This is a genomic window from Nonomuraea sp. NPDC003754, from assembly GCF_053605785.1.
The window spans coordinates 104,286-124,007 of sequence record NZ_JBSGJX010000010.1 but is presented as its reverse complement, the minus strand read 5'-3'; the positions used below and the strand labels follow the sequence as shown (position 1 = coordinate 124,007).

16 protein-coding genes are annotated in these 19,722 nt (G+C 71.1%); 9 read left to right on the top strand and 7 right to left on the bottom strand.

Features of this window, described 5'->3' with window-relative positions:
- Positions 1 to 59 precede the first annotated feature (59 nt).
- Positions 60 to 860 carry a PIG-L deacetylase family protein gene (locus ACWEVS_RS15335; RefSeq protein WP_449925603.1) on the bottom strand — a complete coding sequence of 267 codons (801 nt, stop codon included), beginning with the start codon at positions 858 to 860 and terminating at the stop codon, positions 60 to 62.
- A gap of 98 nt (positions 861 to 958) precedes the next feature.
- Between ACWEVS_RS15335 and ACWEVS_RS15330 the strand changes: the two genes are divergently transcribed.
- Positions 959 to 1,612: an acVLRF1 family peptidyl-tRNA hydrolase gene (locus tag ACWEVS_RS15330; protein ID WP_354907071.1), complete on the top strand. Its 654-nt coding sequence runs from the start codon at positions 959 to 961 to the stop codon at positions 1,610 to 1,612.
- Between the two features lie 105 nt (positions 1,613 to 1,717).
- On the opposite strand, the gene ACWEVS_RS15325 is transcribed toward ACWEVS_RS15330, so the two are convergent.
- Positions 1,718 to 3,643, bottom strand: a complete 1,926-nt coding sequence (locus ACWEVS_RS15325) for a family 10 glycosylhydrolase (RefSeq protein WP_452551963.1) — start codon at positions 3,641 to 3,643, stop codon at positions 1,718 to 1,720.
- Between the two features lie 218 nt (positions 3,644 to 3,861).
- Between ACWEVS_RS15325 and ACWEVS_RS15320 the strand changes: the two genes are divergently transcribed.
- The 5 genes from ACWEVS_RS15320 (at position 3,862) to ACWEVS_RS15300 (ending at position 10,625) form a co-directional block, all read left to right on the top strand.
- Positions 3,862 to 5,367 (top strand): golvesin C-terminal-like domain-containing protein, encoded by a 1,506-nt coding sequence (locus ACWEVS_RS15320; RefSeq protein ID WP_452551962.1) that lies wholly within the window; start codon positions 3,862 to 3,864, stop codon positions 5,365 to 5,367.
- Positions 5,368 to 5,781: 414 nt separating this feature from the next.
- Complete coding sequence (locus tag ACWEVS_RS15315) at positions 5,782 to 7,380, top strand: ABC-F family ATP-binding cassette domain-containing protein (RefSeq protein ID WP_354907068.1); 1,599 nt, start codon at positions 5,782 to 5,784, stop codon at positions 7,378 to 7,380.
- A gap of 113 nt (positions 7,381 to 7,493) precedes the next feature.
- Positions 7,494 to 7,709 (top strand): helix-turn-helix domain-containing protein, encoded by a 216-nt coding sequence (locus ACWEVS_RS15310; protein ID WP_020547488.1) that lies wholly within the window; start codon positions 7,494 to 7,496, stop codon positions 7,707 to 7,709.
- A gap of 179 nt (positions 7,710 to 7,888) precedes the next feature.
- On the top strand, positions 7,889 to 8,698 hold the full coding sequence (locus ACWEVS_RS15305) for an enoyl-CoA hydratase/isomerase family protein (RefSeq protein ID WP_354907067.1): 810 nt from the start codon (positions 7,889 to 7,891) through the stop codon (positions 8,696 to 8,698).
- A 40-nt stretch (positions 8,699 to 8,738) separates the two neighbouring features.
- Positions 8,739 to 10,625: an ABC transporter ATP-binding protein gene (locus ACWEVS_RS15300; RefSeq protein ID WP_452551960.1), complete on the top strand. Its 1,887-nt coding sequence runs from the start codon at positions 8,739 to 8,741 to the stop codon at positions 10,623 to 10,625.
- Positions 10,626 to 10,701: 76 nt separating this feature from the next.
- Here the strand turns inward: ACWEVS_RS15300 and ACWEVS_RS15295 are convergent, their stop codons facing one another.
- Positions 10,702 to 11,580 (bottom strand): sulfotransferase family protein, encoded by an 879-nt coding sequence (locus ACWEVS_RS15295; RefSeq protein WP_452551958.1) that lies wholly within the window; start codon positions 11,578 to 11,580, stop codon positions 10,702 to 10,704.
- Positions 11,581 to 11,610: 30 nt separating this feature from the next.
- Between ACWEVS_RS15295 and ACWEVS_RS15290 the strand changes: the two genes are divergently transcribed.
- On the top strand, positions 11,611 to 12,579 hold the full coding sequence (locus ACWEVS_RS15290; protein WP_452551957.1) for a S66 peptidase family protein: 969 nt from the start codon (positions 11,611 to 11,613) through the stop codon (positions 12,577 to 12,579).
- A gap of 43 nt (positions 12,580 to 12,622) precedes the next feature.
- Positions 12,623 to 13,492 (top strand): hypothetical protein, encoded by an 870-nt coding sequence (locus tag ACWEVS_RS15285; protein ID WP_452551955.1) that lies wholly within the window; start codon positions 12,623 to 12,625, stop codon positions 13,490 to 13,492.
- A gap of 104 nt (positions 13,493 to 13,596) precedes the next feature.
- Here the strand turns inward: ACWEVS_RS15285 and ACWEVS_RS15280 are convergent, their stop codons facing one another.
- Both ACWEVS_RS15280 and yczE read right to left on the bottom strand, forming a co-directional pair.
- Positions 13,597 to 15,351, bottom strand: a complete 1,755-nt coding sequence (locus ACWEVS_RS15280) for a glycoside hydrolase family 15 protein (protein WP_452551953.1) — start codon at positions 15,349 to 15,351, stop codon at positions 13,597 to 13,599.
- Between the two features lie 77 nt (positions 15,352 to 15,428).
- Positions 15,429 to 16,034, bottom strand: coding sequence for a membrane protein YczE (gene yczE / locus ACWEVS_RS15275; RefSeq protein WP_449925575.1), 606 nt, complete (start codon positions 16,032 to 16,034; stop codon positions 15,429 to 15,431).
- Positions 16,035 to 16,098: 64 nt separating this feature from the next.
- Here yczE and yczR point away from each other — a divergent pair, with 64 nt between their 5' ends.
- Positions 16,099 to 17,532 (top strand): MocR-like transcription factor YczR, encoded by a 1,434-nt coding sequence (gene yczR, locus ACWEVS_RS15270; protein WP_449925573.1) that lies wholly within the window; start codon positions 16,099 to 16,101, stop codon positions 17,530 to 17,532.
- On the opposite strand, the gene ACWEVS_RS15265 is transcribed toward yczR, so the two are convergent.
- Positions 17,516 to 18,130 (bottom strand): trimeric intracellular cation channel family protein, encoded by a 615-nt coding sequence (locus ACWEVS_RS15265; protein ID WP_354907059.1) that lies wholly within the window; start codon positions 18,128 to 18,130, stop codon positions 17,516 to 17,518. The two genes, yczR and ACWEVS_RS15265, sit on opposite strands and share 17 nt — an antisense overlap.
- A 5-nt stretch (positions 18,131 to 18,135) precedes the next feature.
- The gene (locus ACWEVS_RS15260; protein WP_449925570.1) at positions 18,136 to 19,632 is read right to left on the bottom strand and encodes a peptide MFS transporter; all 1,497 of its coding nucleotides are present in this window, start codon (positions 19,630 to 19,632) and stop codon (positions 18,136 to 18,138) included.
- Between the last annotated feature and the right edge of the window lie 90 nt (positions 19,633 to 19,722).

The following is a 19,722-nucleotide window of genomic DNA, read 5'->3' as shown; positions in this document are numbered from 1 at the left end:
GACGGAGATCGTGTTTCCGCCGGTCACATCCGAAGCAGGGGTTTGCGGCCGCCGAAGGGTCAGCGCGGCGCGGCCGGGGTGAACAGGTCGTCGAGGACGCGCCCCGGTCCCGCTCCCGCGGCGGGTTCGGCGTACCACTCCCTGCCGAGCACCCACCCGAAGACGGGGACAGGAAGCCGGAGGAGCGCCCGCATGACGGGCGCCGGCCTGCCGCGGCCCGCCACCTGCGAATGGTGGGCGGCGATCGCGTCGCGCTTCTGCCGGGCGAAGCGGCGTACGTCGATGCGGTGGGTGATGGCCTCGCGGGGGCTGTAGGCGCGGCTGAGCGCGTCGGGGTCGTAGCGGAGCGGCAGCCGCAGGACGCGCGCCGCGGTCATGAGCCGGGCGACGATGTCGCGGGGGAGGGTCGCCTCCAGCAGGCGCGGCACCCCCGCCTCGGCGGCGGCGAGCTTGCCGACCTCGTGCACCCTGACGTGGTCGCGGTGGCCGTACCCGCCGTTGGCGTCGTAGCTGAGCAGGATGTCGGCCCGCTCCTCGGTGAGGATCGCCGCGAGCCTGCCCGCGGCCTCGGCCGGGTCGGCGGCGACGAAACGGGCGCGGTCCGGCGGATCGGGGTAGAGGATCGCGCCGTGGCCGCTGTCGGCGTAGCCGAGGTGGACGACGCGGTGGACGCCCAGGACGGCGGCGCTCGCGCGCAGCTCGTCCATGCGCGTCGTGTCGCCGTCGGCGGCGGCCCCCATGTGGTCGGTGGCGACGACGATCACCACGCGGTGGCCTTCGGCGGCGGCACGGGCCAGCGTGCCGCCGGTCAGGATGGCCTCGTCGTCCGGATGCGCGTGGAATGCCACGACTGTTGCCATGCGTCCCCCTGGGTCGTGAAGCCAACCAGCGTAGCCACTGGATGATCTTCGCCGGCCGACTTCGCGGATCTTCACCCCGGCACCGGTACGCTGCCAGGGTGAAGGCGCGACCGGCGAAGGGCGGGGGACGGTGGGTGTCGGTGCCCCCCGAGCGCGTCCAGCGCTGGATCGACGGCTTCGCCGACCGGCACGGCCCCTTCGAGGCGACAGGTGACACCCATGTCGTACGGCTGGCCGCCGCCGACGGCGCGATCGCGGCGTGCCACGCCCCGTTCCCGCCGCTGCCGCAGGGCCCGCCGAGGGTGGCCCGGCTGGTGACGCACGCCCGCGCCGACCGGCTCGTCGGGGTGGTGCTCGTCCGCCTGGGCGGCTACGCGGCGGGCGTCTTCCACGGCTCGGAACTGGTCGCCTCCAAGGTCGGCTCCCGCTACGTGCAGGGCCGCACGGCGGCCGGCGGCTGGTCCCAGCAGCGCTTCGCCAGGCGCAGGCAGAACCAGGCCGACCAGGTCTGGCAGGCCGCCGCCGACACCGCGCTCCAGGTGCTGTCGCCGCACCTGGAGGCGCTGGCGGGGGTGGTGTTCGGCGGCGACAGGAAGGCGGTCGACGCGATGCGTGCCGACCGGCGCCTCGCGCCGTTGTTCGCGCTGGAGACCGAGCCGTTCCTCACCGTGCCCGACCCCAGACTCGCCGTCCTGCGGGAGACGCCCGCGCTGTTCCGCGCCGTCCGGATCCACGTCACCGATCCGGAGTGACCCGCCGTCCGGATTCATGATCCGGAGTGACCTGCCGTCCGGATCCATGTCGCCGATCCGGAGTGACCCGCCGTCCGGAGATGCGGGCCACTCCGCACGGCCGCCTCAGCCGGTCGCCGTGATCCGGACGGCGTCGGCGATGACGTAGCCGGTGGCCGAGGTCCATCTGCTCACCCCGACCACGTTGTACGTGCCCGCGTTCAGCGTGAAGGTGCCCAGCGAGCGCCATTGCCCGCCGCCCGTGCGCTGGTCGACCGTCACGGTCTGGGTTCCGCTCGCGGCGGCCACGAGGTGCGGGGTCGCGCTGTTGTACCCGGCGTTGGCCGGGTACCAGACCTCCACCCGGTAGGCGCCCGCCTGGGGGACGGTGGTCCTGAACCAGGCCGGGTCACTGGCGGCGACGGGGTCGGCGAACCGGTAGTCGGCCCCGTAGCGCTGCGTGGAGTACGCCGAGGTGCCCCACGCCGACCCGGCGGCCGGCCCGTCGACGATCACGCTGAACGGGCCGCCGCCGCCGCCCGAGCTCGCGGCGCTCTCCTGGTGGGTTCTGCCGAGCGCGGTCACGTGGTACGTGCCGGGCCCGGGCGAGGTGTCGATGAAGGAGGTGCCCCGGGTGGTGCCGATCAGGTTGCGGGCGTCGGTGAACAGGCAGGGGTCGGCGGGGTCGCCCCGGTAGACGGCGTAGGCGGCGCCGCTGCCCTGCCACGACACCTTCACCCCGCCGGACACCGGCGTCGCCGAGACGCCGGTCGGGGACGGCGGGGCGGGCGCCGTACCTCTGGGCGGGATCAGGGCGGGCCTGCGGTAGTGGTCGGAGACGACCAGGGAGAAGGAGCCGATCCTGTCGGCCCGCACGTCCTTGGCGCTGAAGTAGACGTCGCCCTGCACCTCGGGGTGGCCGCGGTTGTCGCGCAGGTGGTCGCTGAGCTCGGCGGGGTCCTGCCAGGCGGGATCCTGGCCGGAGGCGCCCGCGCGGTAGGCGGCCTGTCCGACGGAGAGCTGCACGTTCGTGCCTCGCACCACCTCCGACCACCAGGCGGTGAGCACCGCGTAGTCGGCGGCGGCGAAGCCGATGTGCCAGTAGAGCTGCGGCGTCAGGTAGTCGATCCAGCCCTGCTTCACCCAGCGCCGGCTGTCGGCGTAGATGGCGTCGTAGGACTGCAGGCCCGACGTGCGCGAGCCGAGCGGGTCGGTGGAGGCGTTGCGCCAGATGCCGAACGGGCTGATGCCGAAGGCGACGTGCGCCTTGGCGGCGTGGATGCGCTGGCCGAGCTCGCGCACCAGGAGGTTGACGTTGTCGCGGCGCCAGTCGGCGATGTCGGTGAAGGCGCCGCCGTACTGGGCGAAGGTGGCCGCGTCGGGGATGGTCTGGCCGCTGACCGGATAGGGGTAGAAGTAGTCGTCGAGGTGCACGCCGTCCACGTCGTAGCGGGTGACGGCGTCCATGATGGCGTCCTGGATGAAGGCGCGGACGGCGGGAATGCCCGGGTTGTAGTACAGCTTGCCGCCGTAGGCGAAGCGCCAGCCGGGGTTCTGGCGGGCGGGATGGGTCGCGACGAGCTTGGTGGGGTCGTCGTGGTTGGCCACCCGGTAGGGGTTGAACCACGCGTGGAACTCCAGGTTGCGGGCGTGCGCCTCGGCGACCATGAACGCGAGCGGGTCGTAGCCGGGGTCGGTGCCCTGGGTGCCGGTCAGCCACTGCGACCACGGCTCGTACGGCGAGGGCCAGAACGCGTCGGCGGTCGGGCGCACCTGGACGACGACGGCGTTCAGGCGCTTCTGGACGGCCAGGTCGAGCCACGAGCGGAACTCGGCCTGCTGGGCGGAGACGGACAGGCCCGTCCTGCTGGGCCAGTCGATGTTGGCGACCGAGGAGATCCACATGGCCCTGAGCTGCCGCTTGGGCGTGGCGGGATCGGGGACGCAGGCCGCCGTGGCGGGAGCGGCGGCTGCGGAGGCGGCTGTCGGGACGGCGGCTGGGTTGACGAGGAAGGTGAGCACGAGGGCGAAGAGCGCCGCTAATCGGGTCACAGAAGGAATTTTTCATCCAAGATGCCGACGAACGCAATAGTCTTCATCCCGATCGCCGGGCGACGCGGCGACGGGTGGCGCGTGGCCGGCGCCCGGCGGTCATCCCCTCCTCGGCGAAGGACGGAAATTTTCATCCACAATCGCGGTAATGTCAATTATCGACATCTGTCATGAAGAGCCCTTAATGTGCAGCCACACCCCCTGCTCGAGGAGCGCTCATGACCCGATTAGCCGCTCTTGTCGCCTCTGCCCTCTCCGCCCTCCTCGTCCTTACCGGTCAGCCTGCCGTCGCCGACCGGGCGACACCCCTCGGCGCCGCCTTCGACAAGGCCGCCGCCGCCCACGACGTCCCCCGCGACCTGCTCGCCGCCATCGCCTACGCCGAGACCCACCTCGACGGCCACAACGGCGAGCCGAGCGCCAGCGGCGGCTACGGCGTGATGCACCTGGTCAGCAACCCCACCACGCACACGCTGGAGAAGGCCGCCGAACTCACCGGCCTGCCGGTGGAGAAGCTGCGCGCCGACACCGAGGCCAACATCCTCGGCGGCGCCGCGGTCCTGCGCTCCCTCGCCGACGGCCTCGGCCTCGACGAGGCCGCCAGGAAGGAGGAGGGTCGCTGGTACGAGGCCGTCGCCGCGTACGGCAACGCCACCTCGCCCGAGCTCGCCCGCCTCTACGCCGACGCCGTCTACGAGATGCTCGGCCTCGGCTTCAAGGCCAAGGGCCTGCGCGTGGCCCCCCGGGAGGTCACCGCCGAGCGTGGACGGTACGCCACGGTCAAGGACCTGAACGCCAAGGACACGAACGCCGTGGCCGCCGCCAGCCCCGACTACCCGAACGCCAGTTGGGTGCCCGCCAGCTCCAGCAACTACACCGCGTCGAGCCGTCCGTCGAGCTACGCCATCGACCGGGTGGTCATCCACGTGACCCAGGGCTCCTACGCGGGGACGATCTCCTGGTTCCAGAACCCGAGCGCCCAGGTCTCGGCGCACTACGTGGTCCGCTCCTCCGACGGCGCCATCACCCAGATGGTCCGCGAGAAGGACGTCGCCTGGCACGCGGGCAACTGGTCCTACAACACCCGCTCCATCGGCATCGAGCACGAGGGCTTCATCAGCGACGCCTCGTGGTTCACCGACGCGATGTACCGGGCCTCGGCCGCCCTGACCCGCAACATCTGCGACAAGTACGGCATCCCCAAGGACCGCGCCCACATCATCGGCCACAACGAGGTCCCCGGCGCCACGCACACCGACCCGGGCCAGTACTGGAACTGGACCACCTACATGTCGTACGTGACCGGCGGTGGCGGCGGCTCGTGGTCCACCACGATCGACAACACCGGCGCGTTCACGGCCAGCGGCAACTGGGGCACCTCCAGCTACTCCGCCCAGCGCTACGGCGCCGACTACCGCTTCGCCAACCCCGTGGCGGCCAGCGACCCCGCCTGGTACCGGGCCAACCTGCCCAGCGCGGGCAGCTACCGGGTCGAGGTCTGGTACCCCTCCGACCCGGGCTACAACAGCTCGGCCCCCTACATCGTGGCCACCTCCAGCGGCAACCAGACGGTCTACGTCGACCAGCGGTCGGGCGGCGGCGGCTGGCGCAGCATCGGCACCTTCACGCTCAACGCCGGTGATCGCGACGTCGTCGGCGTCAGCCGCTGGACCTCCGGCACCGGCTACGTCATAGCCGACGCCGTCCGCATCACCCGCCTCTGACCGATCACCACCGAAACGCCCCCGGCCCGGCTGCCCCGGACCCGGACCCGGACCCGGCTGCCCCGCCCCCGGACCCCAACCCCGGACCCTGACCCGGCTCACGGGGCGCTGTGTCCCAGGTCACCGGACCGCGAAGCGGCGGAAGCCGGGTGGCGGGGATCCGGACCTGTCTCCGGTCCATGGACGGGCGGCCGGTCCGGCCCGCTGAGTCCCCTCAGGGGAGAACCGAAGATCGAGGAGAAGGGCGGCCCGCGGGCCGCCCTTCTCGCCGTCACGGGAAGCCCTGCCCCGCCCAGCCCGTTAACAAGGGGAGGAGGCGTGCCCCGGCCCGTACACTGATCCCCATGCACACTCCCGATTGACCGGCCCCCGCCGCCTGACCGACTTTCCTAGCCCGGGAGTGTCCTCCTAACCATGATCATCGCCAGTGATATCGAGCTGCGCGCGGGAGCGCGCCTGCTCATCGAGAACGCGACGTTCCGCGTCAACCCCGGTGACAAGATCGGCCTCGTCGGCCGCAACGGTGCGGGCAAGACCACCCTGACCAAGGTGCTCGCGGGTGAGGGCGTCCCCGCCGCGGGCACGGTCACCGCCTCCGGCAGCATCGGCTACCTCCCCCAGGACCCCCGCGCGGGCGACCTCCAGGTGCTGGCCCGCGACCGCATCCTGTCGGCCCGCGGCCTCGACGAGGTGCTGCGCAAGCTGCGCGCCGCCGAGGAAGGCATGACCAGCGACGACCCGAAGGTGCGCGACCGGGCGGTCAAGCGCTACGGCAGGCTCGAGGACCAGATGCACGTCCTCGGCGGCTACGCGGCCGAGTCGGAGGCGGCCTCCATCGCCTCCAGCCTCGGGCTGCCCGACCGGGTGCTCAAGCAGCCGCTGGAGACCCTGTCCGGCGGCCAGCGCAGAAGGGTCGAACTCTCCCGAATTCTCTTCAGCGGTGCAGAAACTCTCCTTCTGGACGAACCGACAAACCACCTAGATGCCGACTCAATTGGGTGGCTTCGGGATTTTTTGCGCTCCCATCAGGGAGGCTTGGTGATCATCAGCCACGACGTTGGTCTACTTGAAGCGACGGTCAACAAGGTCCTCCACCTCGACGCCAACCGCAGCGTGATCGACATCTACAACGTCGGCTGGACGGCCTATCTCGCCCAGCGCGAGACCGACGAGAAGCGTCGCAAGCGCGAGCGCGCCAACGCCGAGAAGCAGGCCAACGCCCTGCTGTCGCAGGCCGACAAGATGCGCGCCAAGGCCACCAAGGCCAAGGCCGCCCAGGACATGATGCGCCGCGCCAACCGGCTGCTGTCGGGCACCGAGGAGGTGCGCAAGAGCGACAAGGTCGCCAAGCTGCGCTTCCCCGACCCGCTGCCCTGCGGCAAGACGCCGCTGACGGCCGAGGACCTGTCCAAGTCGTACGGCTCGCTGGAGATCTTCACCGATGTCAGCATGGCCGTCGACCGGGGCAGCAGGGTCGTCATCCTCGGCCTGAACGGCGCCGGCAAGACCACGCTGCTACGGCTGCTCGGCGGCATCGAGAAGCCCGACACCGGCGAGGTCAAGCCGGGTCACGGCCTCAAGGTCGGCTACTACGCCCAGGAGCACGAGACCCTCGACGGCGATCGCACGCTGCTGGAGAACATGCAGTCGGCGGGCGGCACGTTCACCGACACCGAGTTGCGCAAGGTGCTCGGCTCGTTCCTGTTCACCGGCGACGACGTCGACAAGCCGGCCGGCGTGCTGTCGGGCGGCGAGAAGACCCGTCTCGCCCTGGCCATCCTGGTGCTCTCGAGCGCCAACGTCCTCCTTCTCGACGAGCCCACGAACAACCTCGACCCCGTCAGCAGAGAGCAGGTACTTTCGGCACTTAGGTCCTATTCTGGGGCGATCGTCCTGGTTACGCACGACGAGGGTGCTGTTGAGGCGCTGCAACCCGATAGGGTGATCTTGCTACCTGACGGAACTGAAGACGCTTGGAGCGCTGAATTTTCCGATCTTGTGGCACTTGCCTGATCTTAATTTGAGCGGGTAGGGATCTTTTCCCCTGGAGTAGGTAGCCGATCCCGCTGAAATGACTGATCATGGCGGAGTAACGCTGCGGAAGTCTGGCACTACAGGAGGTACTCGTGGCCGAGACTCTGAAGAAAGGCACCCGGGTCACCGGGGCCGACCGTGAGAAACTGGCCGGCGATCTGAAGAAGCGCTACGCCGCGGGTGAGAGCATCCGCGCCCTGGCCGCTTCGACCGGCCGGTCATACGGGTTCATCCACCGCATCCTCAGCGAGTCCGGTGTGACTCTGCGCGGACGCGGCGGGGCCACCCGAGGCAAGTCCAAGCGCTGAGGCCGCCTCGGATACGCGCGACCGCAGCCGCTCGTCTCCCAGTCAGCGTGCCGTCCCGCCCGGGCCCTACTAGAACCTCATTCTAGGGAATCGGTAGGCTCGGGCGCGACGGACCAGCGAGGGAGCGGACCCGACCGTCACAGGTCGGGACGCTACCCGTGACCACGCGGGAGTGAGCGATGGCGGAAGCGACGCTTGGGGGGAGTGCGGCGGACGTCTCCTTCGAGGAGGCCGGTCTGCGCTACGAGGTGGACGGTGAGATCGCGACGATCACGCTGGATCGGCCGGACAAGCGGAACGCACAGACGTTCGCTACCTGGTCGGCTCTGGCTCGGATCGGTGACGACCTGCCCGAGCAGGTTCGAATCGTCGTGGTCCAAGGTGAGGGACCGTCCTTCTCAGCAGGGATCGACCTGCGGATGTTCACACCCGAGGGGGTGCCAGGACAGGGCTCGTTCAGCTCGACGGCACAACTCGACGAGAAGTCTTTCGAGCAGCGGATCGAACAGGCCCAGCAGGGTTTCCTGTGGCTGCGCCGTCCGGAGATCGTCTCCATCGCCGCGGTTCACGGTCACGCCATCGGCGCCGGATTCCAGCTGGCGCTCGCCTGTGACCTGCGGATCGTGGCCGAAGACGTCAAGTTCTGCATGAAGGAACCCGCGCTCGGGCTCGTGCCCGACCTGACGGGGACCAAGCCCCTTGTCGATCTGGTCGGCACGGCCAAGGCGATCGACATCTGTCTCACGGCCAGGGTCGTGGGCGCCGAGGAGGCGTTCAGGATCGGGCTGGCCGAACGGGTCGTCAGCAGGGAAGGGCTGGCGCAGGCCGTACAGGACAAGGCGGCCGAGCTGCTTTCGACCAACCGCGACGCGGCCACGGCCACCAAGCGGCTGCTCCAGGGCGCGGCGGGGCGCACCCTGGAGGAGCAGGCGGCGGCCGAGCGGGCCGAGCAGCAGGTCAGGATCAGGACACTGTTCGCCGGGAGCTGATCAGGGAATCGGTGCCGCCCAACGGGTGCTGAGATTGCCGATGACGATGATGGGTGGGGGCTTCGCGCCCCAGACGATGCGATCGCTGCGCCGTGACGAGTCGGTCATGAAGCAGCGGCTCCGGCCTGGCACGGTCAGGCGGATAGCCGGCCATGCCCGGCCTTTCGGCGGTCTGATCACCGCCTTCCTGGTGCTGGTGGTCGCCGGCGCGGTCATCGTGGTCGCCAACCCGCTACTGATGAAGGCCATCATCGACGACGGCATCCTGCCCAAGCGGCCGGACGTCGTCGTCTGGCTCGCCGTCGCGATCGCGGCGCTGGCCGCGCTGGACGCCGGGCTGACGCTGGCCCAGCGGTGGTTCTCCGCCCGCATCGGCGAGGGCCTCATATACAACCTGCGCACCGAGGTCTTCGACCACGTCCAGCGCATGCCGGTGGCCTTCTTCATGCGCGCCCAGACGGGCGCGCTGGTCTCCAGGCTCAACACCGACGTCATCGGCGCGCAGCGCGCGCTGACCAGCACGCTGTCGTCGGTCGTCTCCAACGTCATCAGCCTGGTCCTCGTGCTGGGCGCGATGTTCGTGCTCTCGTGGCAGGTCACGCTGGTCGCCCTGGTCCTGCTGCCGATCTTCATCTTCCCCGCCAAGTGGGTGGGGCGGCGCATGTCCGCGCTCACGCGCGAGCAGATGCAGCTCGACGCCGAGATGAGCTCGGTGATGACCGAGCGCTTCAACGTGGCCGGCGCCATGGTCGCCAAGCTGTACGGCAGGCCGGAGGAGGAGGCCGACACCTTCGGCAGGCGCGCCGCCCGGGTCCGCGACGTGGGCGTCACCGTGGGCATGTACGGCACCGTCTTCAGGGTCGCGCTCGGCCTGGTCGCCGCCCTGGCCACGGCCCTGGTCTACGGCATCGGCGGGGTCCTGGCCGTGGGCGACTACTTCGAGCTCGGCACCCTGGTCGCCCTCACGGCGCTGCTGATGCGCCTGTACGGCCCGCTGACCTCGCTGTCGAACGTCCACGTCGACGTGATGACCGCGCTGGTCAGCTTCGACCGCGTCTTCGAGGTGCTCGACCTGCGGCCCATGGTCGCCGAGAAGGAGGAAGCGCGTCCGGTGCCGGCCGGCCCGGTGACGATCGAGTTCGACGACGTGCACTTCCGCTACCCCGCCGCCGAGGAGGTCTCGCTGGCCTCCCTGGAGTCGGTGGCCAGGCAGGACACGAGCCCCTCGAATCCCGTCCTCAAGGGCGTCTCGTTCGCCGCCCGGCCGGGGCGGCTGGTGGCGCTCGTCGGGCCGTCAGGGGCGGGCAAGACCACCATCACCTCGCTGGTCTCGCGCCTGTACGACGTCGGCGAGGGCGCGGTCCGGCTCAACGGGCTGGACGTGCGTGACGCCACCCTCGCCTCCATCCGCGACACCGTGGGCGTCGTCATGCAGGACGCCCACCTGTTCCACGACACCATCGGCGCCAACCTGCGCTACGCCAAGCCCGGCGCCGACGACGAGGAGATCTGGGAGGCGCTGCGCGCCGCGCAGATCGCCGACCTGGTCGAGGGCCTGCCCGACCGGCTCGACACCGTGGTCGGCGACCGCGGCTACCGGCTGTCGGGAGGGGAGAAGCAGCGGCTCGCCCTGGCCCGGCTGCTGCTGAAGGCGCCCAGCGTGGTCGTGCTCGACGAGGCCACCGCCCACCTCGACTCCGAGTCGGAGGCGGCGGTGCAGCGGGCGCTGAAGACGGCGCTGGCGGGGCGCACCTCGCTGGTCATCGCGCACCGGCTGTCGACGATCCGCGAGGCCGACGAGATCCTCGTCGTCCAGGAGGGCACGATCGCCGAGCGCGGCAGGCACGAGGAGCTGCTGGCCCGCGGCGGCGCCTACGCCGAGCTCTACCGCACCCAGTTCGCCGCCGAGGCGCGCGAGCGGTCCTGAGCCCGCGCCCCGCGACCACCGGTCGAGCCGCCCGCACCGCGCCGAGCCGGCCCCTACAGGCAGCCGAGCCCGGCCCCTACAGGTAGCCGAGCCTGGTCAGCTCCTCGCGGGCGACCTTCTCCACCAGCTCGCGGTCGTCGGGACGCAGCCGGGTGTGCCACCCGCCCACCTCCGGGATGCGCGTGCCGTACAGCGCGACCTTCGACACCCGCGTCTCCAGGAAGCCCGACAGCGACGCGACGCTCTCGCCGGTGGAGTGGACCAGGTCCTCGTAGCGGACGGTGAGCAGCTGCTCGGCCGGCAGCTGCCGGCGCAGGGCGGCGCTGAGCCGCACCGCGCTGCGCCAGCGGAGGGCGCACTTGCCCGCCGTCGGCATGGTCTTCCACCGGTCGCGGTGCTCGTCGCGGTTGATCCCGAGGAAGGTGTTGGGGAACTCGGTGTCGTCGGCCATCATCGGCGGCTTGAACCAGGCCAGGCAGTCGGGGTCGGCGGCCATGTCGCAGGCGACGTCGCGGCCGTCGCGGATCAGCTGCACGAAGCGGGCGTCGGGGAAGGCCCGCAGCAGGACCTCGGCGCTGTAGAGCAGGTCGGGGCTCGCGTCGCCGAAGCGTGTCACGGTGGCGGTGGCGACGCAGGGACCGCTGCCGGTCACGCCGCCCGCCTCCCGGCACGGCAGCGCGCACTGGCCGCACGAGCCGGGCAGCACCTGCCACGACTCGGCGAGCGAGTCGCGCAGCACCCTGACCGCGCCCGAGCTGCGCCCGATGGACGGGCGGCGGGCGAAGGCGTGCACCACGTGCGCCACCGACTGGCGGCCCATGGTCATGTGGAAGCCGGGGGAGCGCTTCAGGGCACGCGCGAGCAGGTCCGCGCCGGAATGAGGAGCTCCCAGCAGGAAGACCGGCCTGCGGACCTTGATGCCGTTGACCACGAGAATGTGGGGCGGAGGTCGCATACGTCAGGTAAGTGTGACACCGTTTGCCGGGTGAACGAACCGGCCACGCCAACATCGGCCACGGCGACCCCGGGAGCGGGCGCCGGCTCCGGATCAGGACCGCTCCGCCTGGGCGCGGGTGACACGGTCGCCATCGTCTCGCCGTCAGGGCCGCCGAACGCGACGCTGCTGCAGCGGGGGGTGAAGCTGCTGGAAGGGCTGGGGCTGAAGGTCGTCCTGGGCCGGCACGTGCTCGATCGCGAGGGCTACCTGGCAGGCACCGACGCCGACCGCGCCGCCGACCTGCAGGCCGCCTGGTGCGACCCGGCCGTCTCGGCGGTGTTCTGCTCGCGCGGAGGGTACGGCGCGGCCAGGATCCTCGACCTGCTCGACTGGCGGGAGATGCGCGCCGCGGGCCCCAAGATCCTGCTCGGCTCCAGCGACATCACCGCCCTGCACCACGTCTTCGGCGTCGAGCTCGGCCTGCCCACGCTCCACGGTCCGATGCCCGCCTGCCGCCCGCTCTCCTTCGAGGCCGAGCCGGAGCCGGTGACGTGGGACCACCTGCGGGCCGCGCTCTTCGCCACGACCCCGCCGCCCGTCACGGGCGACAGGGTCCTGCGCGAGGGCCGCGCCCAGGGCGTGCTCGCGGGCGGGAACCTGGCGCTGCTGGCCTCGCTGTGCGGCACCCGCTACCAGCCGTCCTTCGAGGGCAGGCTGGTGCTGCTGGAGGACGTCGGCGAGCAGCCGTACCGGATCGACCGGATGCTCACCCAGCTGCTGCAGGCCGGCGCCTTCGACGGCGTGCGCGGAATCGCGCTCGGCTCGTGGGTGGAGTGCGGCGACCCCTACCCGGTGCTGGCCGAACGGCTCGGGCCGCTGGGCGTGCCGATCATCGCGGGGTTGACCGTGGGGCACGGCACACCACAGAGGTCTGTGTGGCTCGGAGCGCTTGGTGTTATCGATACCGAATCGTGCTCCCTTACTGGTCTGCATGGTGGCATGGAGCAGGCAGTGTAAGACGCATAGGGAGAAAAGCGACGATTCCGGAGGTCGGGGACGCGTGAAGTTCTTCAGGCGCGACCGGGAGCCCTCCCGGAGATCCGTCGAGGACATCGATCTCGACTCCCTCCTCGCGCTCGTCGCCGACTCCCTCGGCTACACCTGCACGTTCGCCCCTGACGGCGGCTCGCTCACCCTCGGCGGCGGCAGGGAGATCCTGGTACGGCTGGCGGGCCTGCGCCGCGAGGCGGGCCGCCGCTCCCGCGAGGACTGGCCCGTGCTGGTCTCCGAGCACCTGACCCACGCGGTGGCCGCCGCCGACGACCTGCTCGACGTGTGCGACCTCGACCAGGTCAGGCCGCTGCTGCGCACCAGGGTCGAGTCGGTCGACGCGGTCGAGGACCTCACCAGGGTGGTCGGCCGCTCGCTCAACGGCGACCTGGTCGAGCTGCTGACCGTCGGGACCCGCTTCGTGCGTCCCGAGGAGGCCGGATGCTGGCCCATCCCGTCGGGCCAGGCGCTGGACCTGGCGCTGGGCAACGTCCGGCAGGACGAGCGGCTGACGCTCTCGCACCTCGACCTCGCCGGGCTGCATGCCTGGCGGCTGTCGGGCCGTACCGTGGCCGCGGCCGCGCACCTGCGCTGGCTCGAGCAGTACGTCGCCGTGCCGGAGGACGGGGTGCTGGTCATCCTGCCCGACCCCGCCACGCTGCTGCTCTACCCGGTCGACGGCATCGGCGTCGTGCGCGCCATCGAGCGGCTGCGCCTGCACGCCGAGCGCGCCGGGGGGCTGAGCCAGCAGGTCTACTGGTGGCACGCCGGCATGCTGACGCTGATCCGCGCCGACATCGTCCTGCAGGACGGCCAGACCCGGCTCGTCGTGGCCCCGCCACCCGAGTTCGCCAGGGTGCTGGCCCGCCTGGCCGCCTGACCGGGGGAGCGCGCCCGGCAGCACCCAGAACGGGCCTCAGGACGGCCCCAGGCAAGCCCAGGACGGCCCCCAGGGCAGGCCCGGGACGACCCCACGACCGGGCTCTATGACAGGGCGCGGGCCGCGTGGACGAGGGGCACGTGGGAGAAGGCCTGGGGGAAGTTGCCGACCAGGCGGCCGTAGCGCGGGTCGTACTCCTCGGCCAGCAGCCCCACGTCGTTGCGCAGGGTCAGCAGCCGTTCGAACAGCTCGCGCGCCTCCTCGGTACGGCCCTGCATGGCCATGACCTCCACCAGCCAGAAGCTGCACGCCAGGAACGCGCCCTCGCCGCCCGGCAGGCCGTCGATGTCGTTGTCGGCGGCGACCGGGTAGCGCAGCACGAACCCGTCCGTCAGCAGTTCCCGCTCGATCGCGCTCACCGTGCCGCTCACCCTGGGGTCGTCGACCGGCAGGAAGCCGACGACCGGGATCAGCAGCAGCGACGCGTCGACCTCGACGGAGCCGTAGGACTGGGTGAAGGTGTTGCGGACCGGGTCGTAACCCTTGGAGCAGATCTCGTCGTGGATGCGCTGTCGCACCTCGCGCCACCGCTCGACGGGGCCGGTGCGGCCGAAGTTCTCCACCTGCTTGATCGCCCGGTCCATCGCCACCCAGCACATCACCTTGGAGTGCGTGAAGTGCCGGCGCGGGCCGCGCACCTCCCACAGGCCCTCGTCGGGCTCGTCCCAGTGCTCCTCGACGTAGTCGAGCAGCTCCCGCTGGATGGACCACGCCCTGTCGCTGGGGGCCAGGCCTGAGGTGCGCGAGTGGTAGAGGCAGTTGAGCACCTCGCCGTAGACGTCGAGCTGCAGCTGGTTGACCGCGCCGTTGCCGATGCGCACCGGGCGGGAGTCCTCGTAGCCGTCGAGCCAGCCGAGCTCCATCTCGGGCAGGCGGCGCTCGCCCGCCACGCCGTACATGATCTGCAGGTCCTGCGGCCTGCCCGCGATGGCCCGCAGCAGCCAGGCCCGCCAGGAGGCCGCCTCGTCGAGGTACCCGGAGCCGATGAGCGCGTCGAGCGTCATGGTGGCGTCGCGCAGCCAGCAGTAGCGGTAGTCCCAGTTGCGCACGCCGCCCAGGTCCTCGGGCAGCGAGGTCGTGGGGGCGGCGACGATGCCGCCGGTGGGGTCGTAGGTCAGCGCCTTCAGCGTGATGAGCGAGCGGATCACGGCGTCGCGCCACGGGCCCTTGTAGGTGCACTGGCTCACCCACTCGGCCCACAGCTCCTCGGTCTGCGTGAGGTGCTCGTCGGCCGAGATCAGCCGCGGCATCGGCTGGTGGGAGGGGTGCCAGGTGAAGACGCAGGCGTGCCGCTCGCCCTCCTTGACGTGGAAGGTGGCGCGGTGGGCGTAGTCGCCGCCCTTGAGCGGGACGGGGGAGTGCAGCCAGATGGAGTCGGGGCCGCCGATCGCCTGCAGGTGGCCGTCGCTGCGGCGCACCCACGGGACGATCCTCCCGTAGTCGAAGCGGATCCTGATCTGGGTGGACATCTCCACCGTGCCGGACACACCCTCGACGATGCGCACCACGTCGGGGTTGCGGTCGCGGGGCGGCATGAAGTCGATCACCCTGACGGTGCCGGTGGGGGTGTCGTACTCCGATTCCAGGATCAGGGTCTCGCCCCGGTAGCGGCGCCGGTCGGCCGCCGGCCGGCCGGTGGGTCCGAGCCACCAGTGCCCGTTGCTCTCCTTGCCGAGCAGCGCCGCGAAGCAGGCCGGCGAGTCGAACCTGGGCAGGCAGAGCCAGTCGATCGACCCGTCGCGAGCCACCAGCGCCGCCGACTGCATGTCTCCGATGAGGGCGTAGTCCTCGATCCGCATGAACCCGACGGTACAGCGACCTTGACCGCCAGGCATGGGCGGACAGGTGGATTTCGTGGTGCCGGCCCGCTTCGCGCTCAGGACGGCAGCGGGAAGCGCCGGGTGAACAACTGCGTGATCGGGCCGATCGCCACGGCGAAGAGCAGCGTGCCGATGCCGACGGTCCCGCCGAGCAGCCAGCCGACGGCCACGACGGTGATCTCGATGAGGAAGCGGGACAGCCGGACCGACAGGCCGAGCCTGATCAGGCCGGTCATGATGCCGTCGCGCGGCCCCGGGCCCATCCCCGCGCCGATGTACAGGACGGTCGCCAGCGCGACGGCCACGATCGCCACCAGCAGGTAGGTCCACGCCAGGGCCCAGTGGCCGGGTGCCGGCAGCACGAACATCGCCGCGTCGGCGAACAGGCCCAGGAAGACGATGTTGCTGATCGTGCCGATGCCGGGCTTCTGCCGCAGCGGGATCCACAGCAGCATGACCAGCGCGCCGACCGCGATGATCCAGGTGCCGATGGTCAGGCCGGTCCTGATCGCCAGGCCCTCGTGGAAGACGTCCCAGGGGTCGTTGCCGAGGTTCGACTCGACCTGCAGGCCGATGCCGATGCCGTACAGGGCCAGGCCGCCGTAGAGGCGGACCAGGCGGGACGGAAGAGAGCCAAGGGACGGTACGGATATCTCGCTCATAATGGCCGCTATCCTCCAAGGCCAATGGCTTGCGCCAAAAGGGCCAATCAGCGAAAGTGGCCTTATGTCGGATCGCCACCTGTCCGCCCATCAGCTCGGACGCCTCCTCGACGCCGACCGGTCGGCCCGGCCGTACTACCGGGCGCTGGCCCAGGAGGTGCGCGCCCTGGTGCGGGACGGCAGGGTGCCGGTGCGGATGCGGATGCCCGCCGAACGGCACCTGGCCCAGGAGCTCGGCGTCAGCCGTACCACCGTGACCGCCGCCTACGACCTGCTGCGCGAGCAGGGCTACCTCGACAGCCGCCAGGGCGCGGGCAGCTGGACGGCGCTGCCCGACCCCTCGGTGTGCGCCGACAACCCCTGGCTGTCGGTGGACGACGACGGCCTGCTCCAGCTGCACTGCGCCGCCCCCGCCGCCACCACGCTGCTGCCGGAGGCCGTCGCCGAGGCCGTCCAGGACCTGCCCAGGTACGGCATGGGCACCGGCTACGACCCGATGGGCCTGCCCGAGCTGCGTGAGCGCATCGCCGCCCACTACACCGCCCGCGGCCTGGCCACCCGCCCCGAGCAGATCCTGGTGACGACCGGCTCCCAGCACGCCCTCCAGCTCGTCATGAGCCTGCTGGTCGGTGCCGGCGACCCGGTCGTGGTCGAGTCGCCCACCTACCCGCACGCCATCGACGCCGCCCGCCACAGGTCGGCCCGCATCGTGCCCGTCGGCGTCTCGGCCGAGGGCTGGCAGGTGGACCTGCTGGCAGGCGCCATGCGGCAGTCGGCGGCCCGGCTGGCCTACCTCATGCCCGACTTCCACAACCCGACGGGCGCGCTCATGGACGACGCCACCCGTGCCGCCGTCGTCGGCCACGCCAGGCGTATGGACACCACACTGCTGGTCGACGAGACATGGGCGGAGCTGGCGGTCGACGAGGTGCCGAGAGCCGCGCCGATGGCCGCCTTCGACACCGACAGCAGGGTGATCACCATCGGCTCCGCGTCCAAGCTGTGGTGGGGCGGGCTGCGCATCGGCTGGATCCGCGCCAGCGCGGCCCTGGCGCGCGGCCTGGCCGTGCACCGCGCGGCCGTCGACATCGCCAGCCCCGTCCTCGAGCAGCTCATCGTCGCCCGGCTGTTCGACCGCATCGAGGAGGCCCGCGCCGAGCGCCGCCGCTCGCTCGGCGCCTCCCGCGCGGCGCTGGTCACCGCGCTGCGCGAGCATCTGCCCGAGTGGAGCTTCACCGTGCCGCGCGGCGGCGGCACCCTGTGGGTACGGCTGGCCGGCGAGGGCGCCACCCCGCTGGCCGAGAGCGCCGCCTGCCACGGGGTCAGGCTCGCGCCCGGCCCGTGGTTCGGCGTGAGCGGCACCCTCGAGGGCTACCTGCGCCTGCCGTACACCCAGCCGCCGCAGGTGATCACCGAGGCGGTCGCCAGGCTGGCGACGGCCAGGGCCAGGGGACCGGTCGGCGCCCGTCCGAGGGACCCGCTCATTCGGATGGTTTGACGCCGCTGGCCAGCGGGGCCCGCCAGCCGTACTTCATGGCCAGCATCCGCAGCCCGAAGGCCAGCACGGCGGAGGCCAGCACGGCGGGCCAGCCGTGCAGGTCGAGCTCGAACAGCGCGGCCATCACGGCCGAGCCGAGCGTCGCGGGCACGGCGTACAGCTGGCGGTCGTAGAGCAGGGTGGGGATCTCGCCGGCCAGCATGTCACGCAGCACGCCCCCGCCGACGGCGGTGGTGACGCCGAGCAGGGTCGCGTGCAGCGGCGACAGGTCGTACAGCAGCGCCTTCTCCGTGCCGACGGCGCAGAACAGGCCGAGGCCCGCCGCGTCGAGCACCAGCAGGACCGGCATGATCCGGGTGACCTGCGGATGCCAGAAGAAGACGATCACGGTCGCGGCGATGGGCACCAGCACGTACCCGAGACTCTGGAAGGCGGCGGGCGGGACGTTGAGGATCAGGTCGCGCATGATCCCGCCGCCCAGTGCGGTCATCGACGCCAGCACCGCCATGCCGACGACGTCGAGGCGCTTGCGGACGCCCATGAGCGCGCCGGACAGGGCGAAGACAAAGATTCCGGCGAGATCGAGCAGTTCAGACACAAAGGTCAGTGTGTCAGTGCCTGCCCCGGTGCCACGTCCTCGTCACCCATCAACGCCTTCAGCCTGCCCACGAACATCAGCAGGAACAGGCCGGCGGCCAGGGCGATGCCGCCCAGCACCAGGTAGTACTGCGGGAGCGTCAGGAAGGCGGTCAGCCGGTAGGTCTGGCCGCCGATGGCGTCACCGAGCGCGGCCGCCAGGAACCACACGCCGAGGATCTGGCCCTTGAAGTGGTGGGGGGCGAGTTTGGTGGACACCGACAGGCCCACCGGGCTGAGCGTCAGCTCGCCGATCGTCTGCATGAGGTACATGACGACCAGCCACAGGATGGAGACCTTGATCCCGGTGGCGGCGACGGTGGCGGCCGAGGCGAGCACCACGAAGCTCAGGCCCGCCATGAACAGGGCGAAGGTGAACTTCATCGGGCTGCTCACCCTGCTTCCCCACCGGGTCAGCCAGAGCGCCGCGAAGATCGGTGAGAAGACGATCACGAACAGCGAGTTGAGGTTCTGGGTCCAGCCCGCGGGAATCGTGAACCCGAAGAACTCCAGGTCCACGCTCTTCATGGCGAAGTTGGTCACCGGCCCGGGGGCCAGGTCGAAGATCATCCAGAAGATGACGGCGGCGCAGAACAGCCAGATGTAGGCGCCGAACCTGCGCCGCTCCAGCGGGGTGATGCCGTGGCCGCCGTGGATGATGTAGCTGAGGTAGAAGATCGTGACCAACGCGATGATCGCGGTCACCGTCCAGGTGATGCCGTCCTCGGTGAACAGGCCCGCCGCGCTCAGCAGCGCGGCGATGACGGCGAGCGCGGCGACGGCGGCCAGCACCCACCTGACGGCCACCCGCCGCTCGGCCGGCGTCAGCGGCTGCGGCACCCGCTCGCCCGCGCCGTGCAGGCTCCGCTTGCCCAGGACGTACCAGGTCAGGCCGAAGGCCATGCCGACCGCGGCCGCGCCGAAGGCCAGGTGCCAGTGGGAGTCGCCGGCCAGGACGGGGGTGAGGCTGATGCCCGCCAGCGCGCCGATGTTGATGCCCATGTAGAACAGCGAGAAGCCCGAGTCGCGGCGGGCGTCCTCGTCCTCCCGGTAGAGGTAGCCGACCATGCCGGAGACGTTCGGCTTGAGCAGGCCGGTGCCGGAGACGATGAGCAGCAGGCCGAGATAGACGAAGAAGGGGCCCTTCACCGGCAGGGCCATGCTGATGTGGCCGCACATGATGATGACGCCGCCCAGCAGCACGGCCCTGCGCGCGCCGAGCACCCGGTCGGCCACCCAGCCACCGGGCAGCGCGGTCAGGTACACCATGCCCTGGTAGACGCCGAGGATCGCGAACGCCGTGGCCTCGGGCAGGCCGAGGCCGTTGCGGATGGGCGGGGCCATGAGGAAGGCGGCCAGGATGGCGCGCATGCCGTAGAAGCTGAAGCGCTCCCACATCTCGGTGCCGAACAGCGTGGCCAAGCCCCATGGATGTCCGAAAAAGGTCTTGTCTGCCGTCCTCATCCCGTCCCCCCGATGACGCGGCGCATGTGATCGACAACTGGTGGTGATGACGCGTTCTTGTCCCCTGCCCAGGTCTTGTCGGTGGGTAAC

Coding starts and splice junctions, on each gene's coding strand:
- yczE (WP_449925575.1), bottom strand. CDS start 16,034: ATGAGCGAGATATCCGTACCGTCCCTTGGCTCTCTTCCGTCCCGCCTG.
- ACWEVS_RS15280 (WP_452551953.1), bottom strand. CDS start 15,351: ATGCGGATCGAGGACTACGCCCTCATCGGAGACATGCAGTCGGCGGCG.
- ACWEVS_RS15320 (WP_452551962.1), top strand. CDS start 3,862: ATGACCCGATTAGCCGCTCTTGTCGCCTCTGCCCTCTCCGCCCTCCTC.
- ACWEVS_RS15315 (WP_354907068.1), top strand. CDS start 5,782: ATGATCATCGCCAGTGATATCGAGCTGCGCGCGGGAGCGCGCCTGCTC.
- ACWEVS_RS15260 (WP_449925570.1), bottom strand. CDS start 19,632: ATGAGGACGGCAGACAAGACCTTTTTCGGACATCCATGGGGCTTGGCC.
- ACWEVS_RS15300 (WP_452551960.1), top strand. CDS start 8,739: ATGACGATGATGGGTGGGGGCTTCGCGCCCCAGACGATGCGATCGCTG.
- ACWEVS_RS15305 (WP_354907067.1), top strand. CDS start 7,889: ATGGCGGAAGCGACGCTTGGGGGGAGTGCGGCGGACGTCTCCTTCGAG.
- yczR (WP_449925573.1), top strand. CDS start 16,099: ATGTCGGATCGCCACCTGTCCGCCCATCAGCTCGGACGCCTCCTCGAC.
- ACWEVS_RS15335 (WP_449925603.1), bottom strand. CDS start 860: ATGGCAACAGTCGTGGCATTCCACGCGCATCCGGACGACGAGGCCATC.
- ACWEVS_RS15295 (WP_452551958.1), bottom strand. CDS start 11,580: ATGCGACCTCCGCCCCACATTCTCGTGGTCAACGGCATCAAGGTCCGC.